Raw genomic sequence first — 5,775 nt, 5'->3', positions numbered from 1 at the left:
CGGGGCTGGCTGGGCCGCCCACCCCAACACCGGTCGGTGTGGGGGCCGCCCGCCGCGCTCCACGCAACCGGGCCCCCCCACCCCGCCCCCCCCGCGGCCGAGGTGGAACGGCGCCTCGGTGTCGTCGACCAGCAGCCCGGGCCGGGGAACCGCGACTCGGTGCTGCTCGGCCAGGCGGCCGACCGACTCGGCTGGCGCTGGGCACCGGCCCGCCGGGCGGTGCGCGGCTGCCGGCACGCCAACCGGTGCGTCACCGGCTGCCCCACCGGCGCCAAGCAGAGCATGCTGGTGAGCTACCTGCCCGCCGCCGAACGGCTCGCGGCGGTCATCGAACCGGACACCCGGGTCGTCCGACTCGAACACGACGGCACCCGGGTCACAGCCGTGCACGCCCTGCGCGACGGCCGGCGACTGCGCTACCTCCCGCAGACGGTGTTCCTGGCCGCCGGCCCGATCGGCAGCGCGCTGCTGCTGCGGCGCAGCGCCATCGGCGGGCGCGGCCCGGGCCGGGCGATCGCGTTCCACGTCAACTTCCGTACCGTGGCGCGGTTCGGCGAATCCGTCCGCGCCACCGAGGGCACCATCTTCACCGCGCAGCTGCAGGAGTTCGCCGACCGGGGTGTGCGGGTGATGCCCGCGAACCTCACCCCGGGGTCGCTCGCCGCTGCGCTGGCCGCCCATCCCGCCGGGACCGTCGACCGGATGCTGGCCCAGCTGGACCGGGTCGCCGTCTACACCACCCAGGTGAGCGTCCGGGGCACCGCACGGCTGCTGGCGGTCCCCGGCCTCGGCGCGCTCCTGCGGCACCGCCTGACCGCGAGCGACCGGGACCTCCTCCGCTCCGCCTTCCGGCGCACCGCCGAGCTCCTCCTGGAGGCCGGCGCGGTCGAACTGCTGCCGCCCGCACCCGCCGGCCCGACCACCACCCGCCCGACCACCGGCGGCCTGACCACCGCCGCGCAGGTGGCCGACTTCGCACTGCACGCCCGGCCCGAGACCTGGGACCTGATCTCCGTCCACGCCATGGCGTCCTGCCCGATGGGCCCACCCGCCCCGGGCGGCGTGTGCGACGCCCAGGGACGCCCGCACGGCTTCACCAACCTGCGGCTGTGCGACGCGAGCGTTCTGCCGGGCGCCACCGGTGTCAGCCCGCAGGAGACCATCATGGGCTTCTCCCACCTGATCACGGCCCGGTACCTGGAGCGGTCCACCAGCCGTCGGCCCGACGGCAACTGAGCAGCCGTGACCGGACCGGGCGCGAGCGACCGGCACCGGCGCAACCGTCCGTGCCGGCGGCCGCGTCCCTCAGCGGGATGGGTAAGGTGGGACGCCGGAACGGGCCCTGAACAGCGGTGACGCGCGAGGGCACCGGGCCGGCGGGGGCGGGACGCGGGGAACGGGAGACGTCGGGTGCCGGACGGGACTGGGGCTGCGGGGACGGAGGAGTTCGCGCGGCTGCTGAGCGAGCTCAAGACGCGCTCGGGGCTGAGCTACGGGACGCTGGCCAAGCGGCTGCACACCAGCACCTCCACGCTGCACCGCTACTGCAACGGGACGGCGCTGCCGCACGAGTTCGCGTCCGCGGAGCGCTTCGCACGGTTGTGCCGGGCGACTCCCGAGGAGCTCGTGGAGCTGCACCGGAGCTGGATCCTGGCCGAAGCGGCCCGGGGGCGCCGGGCCGAGCAGCGGGCGCCGGAGACCCCCGCGGCGGAGACCCGCACGGCGGACCTGCCCGCGGCGGAGGCGGAGCCGGTGGTCGAGGTGGTGTCCGCGGAGCCCGCGCCACCGCGTCGGCGCCGCACGGCGCTGATCGTGTCCGCCACGGCCGTCGCCCTGGTGGCGGCCGTCCTGGTGGTCGCGCGACCCACGGGCTGGGGCGGCGGCGGTGGCCAGGCGAAGGGCGACCAGCAGGCCGCCGCTGCGACGGCGACGACGACGGACAGCGTCACCACGCCCGTCGCCCCGGAACCGCTGCCCACCACCCCCACGGCCGCCGCCGAAACGACCCCGGCCCCGAGCTCAGCCACGCCCCCGAGCCCGACCGCGGCCCCGACCCCGACCCCAACCTCGACCGACAGCGGCCCCGCGCCGCTCACCGTCGGCACCCGCCCGTACGTCTACGCCGACCCGTGCAGCCAGCACTTCCTGGTGAACAGCGGGCCCGCCCAGGTCGGCCCGCCCGCCCCGGAGCGTGACGCCCCGCGCTGGGCCGCCGCCTACGGCGCGGTGTCCTCCGGCGAGCAGGAGGTCGCCCTCACCGTCCAGGGCACCGGCACGGACACGGTCGTCCTGCTCGGGCTGCACGTGCGGGTCACCGCCAAGGGCGCGCCGCTGGCCTGGAACGACTACTCGATGGGCGTCGGCTGCGGCGGCGGCGTCGACGCCAAGTCCTTCGACATCGACCTCGACCGGGGCAGTCCCGTGATCACCGTCAAGGGCGGGCAGCGCGACTTCCCGTACAAGGTCAGCAAGTCCGACCCCGAGGTCTTCTACGTCACCGCCCACACCAAGGCGCACGACGTCCGCTGGGACCTCACACTGGACTGGTCCAGCGGCGACCGCCACGGCACCGTCCGCATCGACAACGGCGGCACGCCCTTCCGCACCAGCGCCGACGTCAACCGCCCGGGCTACGACTACCCGTTGGGCGGCGGCGAGTGGATCAAGCGCGAGGGCGGCTGAGCACCCGCGCGGTCGCCCTCCCCCGGCCGTTGCGCCGAACGGCGGCGTGCCCGGGATGCCGGTGAGCGCCCCGTCGCCCAGTCTTGGACGGAATCCGAGACGCTGGCAGCGGGACGGGAGGGCGAGGTGGCGGAACGGCGCGGTCGGCCGGGCCGCGATCGCTGGTTCCGCACCGGTTCCGCCTGGCTGCGGGGGCGGACGGCCACGCTGCGCGACGCCCCGTTCCCCAGCCGACTCGCGGCGCAGCTGCTCCACATCCACGTGCTGGACACCGCCACCCGTCTCGCGGCCCAGGCGTTCCTCACGGCCATCCCGGTGGTCTTCGTGCTGGCCGCCTTCATGCCCGACGAGGTGCGCAGCAGCGTGTCCGACTCCCTGCGCACCGTCCTGGGGCTGCGGGGCGCCGCCTACGACGAGGTCACCCAGGTGCTCCGGACGGACAGCGGGAGCGCCACCACCGAGACCTACGGCGGCCTCGGCATCGTGGTGACCCTGCTCGCGGCCACCAGTTGCAGCCGGGTGCTGCAACGGCTGTGCGAACGGAGCTGGCACCTCCCCCACCTGGCCGGACGCCTGGCGGCCTGGCGGTGGCTCGCCTGGCTCCTGGTGTGGCTCGCCGTCCTGATCGTCCAGGGCCAGGTGCGGACCGGGTTCGGGCTGGGCGACAGCCTCGGGGTGTTCCTCTACCTGGTCAGCGCCGTCCTGCTCTGGTGGTGGACCCAGCACCTGCTGCTCGGCGGCCGGGTGCCCTGGCTGCCGCTGCTGCCGGGGGCCGTGCTGACCAGCGCGGCGCTGACGGCGCTCGCCTGGGGGTCGCGGCTGTACATCCCCCGCTCGCTGAACCGCAGTGTGGCGCAGTTCGGCCCGCTCGGTCTGGTCTTCACCCTGCTGAGCTGGCTGATCGTGGTGTTCACCGCCGTCACGCTCGGCATCGGCATCGGCTACGTGCTGGCCGGCCAGGGCCGGCTGGCCCGGCTGCTGGGGACTCCGGGCACGTCCCCGGTCGCGACGGCGGCGGAGGAGGACGAAGAGTGAGCGTCCGCGCCGGGCTCAGGCGTCGTCGGCGCTCCGGCCGGCCGGTCCGACGCACAGCGCCCAGATGACGAAGGCGTCGATCGCGATCAGGACGAGCGCCCAGAACGGGTAGTAGGGCAGCCACAGGAAGTTGGCGACCATCCCCAGGACCGCGACGACGATGCCGACGCCACGGGCCCAGGGGGCGCCGCTGAAGAGGGCCACGCCCGCGGCGGCGACGGCGAGTCCGAGGATGACGTGGATCCAGCCCCAGCCCTCGGTGTTCATCGAGTACACGTAGTGACGGGTGACGATGATCAGGCTGTCCTTGGTGATGGCGGCGATCCCCTGGAAGACCGCCATCGTGCCGGCGGCGATGAGCATGACCGCGGCGAAGACGGTCCACCCGGCCGCGAAGGGGCGGTGCTCGGCGGGCCGGCCGGTACGGCCCGGTTCGGTGACAGGGCTGGTCATGGCATGGACTCCTTCGACGACGGCCGCCTCGTACCGGTACGCGGACGGGGACAGGAGACGGGACGGAAGGGAGGGCAGGAAGGAACGGGAGGAAGGGAAAGGACGGAGGGGCCGGGCAGCGGCCCTTCTCTCACCGTAGGACCGAACCGTCCGGCCCGCCGGTGGCGGCCCGGCCGAACGCGGCGAGCAGGGCCAGGACGGCGAGCACCGCGAGCAGGATCGCGACCAGCAGCAGCACGGTCAGCGCGGTCGGGTCGTCCCACAGGGCGAACACCAGGGCCAGCACCAGGACGGCGGTGCCGGCGAGCCACCGGCGGTGGGCGGCGGTCCAGGTGCCGGCCCGGCCCGCGCGCACGCCGTGGGCGTCGCCCCAGCGGGCGACGGAGTCCGCGGCGCGGTCGGCCCGGCCGCGGGCGGCACGCGGCAGCCGTCCCGCGCCGCCCAGGTAGGCGCCGAGCGCCACCGCCACGCCCAGCACGGTCGCGGTGCGCAGGCTGATCCGCAGGAAGTGCAGCAGGGTGTCGAAGACGGCCGCGGCGGCGGCCGGGGACTGCACGGCGGGCGGCAGGTGGTCGAGGTAGTAGTGGCGGGCGGCCACCAGGGCGAGGGCCACCAGCAGGCTGGCCCCGGCCGCGCCGAGGGCGGCGGACACCAGGGCCCGGCGTCGGCGGCGGGCCAGCAGGACGCCGACGGCGCCGAGCGACACGGTGAGCACGGGCAGCCAGTTGCCGACCACGTCGAGGGCGTGTGCGGCGCCGCGGATCCGGGCCAGCCGGTCGGACTGGAACAGCACCATGCGCTTGTCCACGTCCGGGATCCGCTCGGCCGGGCTCAGCCCCTCGGCGACCAGCGTGTCCTTCAGCCGGTCGACGACCGAGCCGAGATCGAGGGTGACCGTGCCGTCGGTGACCTCGACCGCGCCCCGCCCGTGACCGGTGAGGGCCTGGACCACGGCGGTGTGGGCGACCCGGTTGGCCTGGGTCCACACCGTGACGAAGGTGTCGCTGTGCACGACCCGCGTGGCGGCCTCGGTGACCACCTGGTTCACCGCGTCGTCGAGTTTCGGGCCGAGCGCCTTGACCGCCGAGGCGACCCGGGGCGGCAGCCCGTGGGCCTGCAGCCAGGCGGCCAGGTCGGAGGTGACCGCCGGACCGTCCACCCGTACGTCCACGGCCTGGGTGATCCGGGCGACCGCCGCGTCCTGGATCGCCGGATCGGTGCCGAGCGGGGCGACCGTCGCCACGTACCGGCCGGTGTCCAGGGCGATGTCGTGCACCCAGACGGTGAGCAGCGACACCGGCACCAGCACGCAGGTCAGCGCGATCAGGACCGCCGACACCGTGCTCCGGACCGGCCGCCTCGCCCGGGAGGCGCGCCCCGGCCCGGCCGGGGGCTCCGGCGGCTCGTTCATCGGGGGGCTCCCAGCGCTCCGTGCGGCGGTGGCGCCGCTGACCACCATTGGCCCGTAGGGCCCGGTGACCGGCACTCCGGGGTGCGCCGTCCGGGCGAAGGAGGCCGCTCCCTGCGACGGGTGGCCGGAGGGGAGGGCCCCCGCCCCCCCCGCCCCCCGGGGGTCGGGGGCCCGTAGGCCGGGGGCCGCCCCCC

The 5,775-nt window shown here is 75.8% G+C and carries 5 protein-coding genes; 3 read left to right on the top strand and 2 right to left on the bottom strand.

The genetic code is table 11. The annotated features are described in order from the left end of the window. The 3 genes from ACFWXO_RS23600 to ACFWXO_RS23590 all read left to right on the top strand — a co-directional run. A partial coding sequence (locus ACFWXO_RS23600) for a GMC family oxidoreductase N-terminal domain-containing protein (protein WP_380525672.1) occupies window positions 1-1,236 on the top strand: 1,236 nt, incomplete at its 5' end. Between the two features lie 174 nt (window positions 1,237-1,410). After that, window positions 1,411-2,682, top strand: coding sequence for a helix-turn-helix domain-containing protein (locus ACFWXO_RS23595; RefSeq protein WP_380525671.1), 1,272 nt, complete (start codon window positions 1,411-1,413; stop codon window positions 2,680-2,682). Window positions 2,683-2,808: 126 nt separating this feature from the next. Further along, window positions 2,809-3,717, top strand: coding sequence for a YhjD/YihY/BrkB family envelope integrity protein (locus ACFWXO_RS23590; RefSeq protein ID WP_380525670.1), 909 nt, complete (start codon window positions 2,809-2,811; stop codon window positions 3,715-3,717). Between the two features lie 15 nt (window positions 3,718-3,732). Here the strand turns inward: ACFWXO_RS23590 and ACFWXO_RS23585 are convergent, their stop codons facing one another. Next, window positions 3,733-4,170, bottom strand: coding sequence for a hypothetical protein (locus ACFWXO_RS23585; protein ID WP_380525669.1), 438 nt, complete (start codon window positions 4,168-4,170; stop codon window positions 3,733-3,735). Window positions 4,171-4,300: 130 nt separating this feature from the next. Beyond that, window positions 4,301-5,581 (bottom strand): hypothetical protein, encoded by a 1,281-nt coding sequence (locus tag ACFWXO_RS23580; protein WP_380525668.1) that lies wholly within the window; start codon window positions 5,579-5,581, stop codon window positions 4,301-4,303. Between the last annotated feature and the right edge of the window lie 194 nt (window positions 5,582-5,775).

The organism is Kitasatospora sp. NPDC059088, assembly GCF_042738155.1.
GTDB lineage: Bacteria > Actinomycetota > Actinomycetes > Streptomycetales > Streptomycetaceae > Kitasatospora.
Note: the sequence above shows the minus strand (reverse complement) of the source record. Positions and strands in the feature narration are given on the sequence as shown.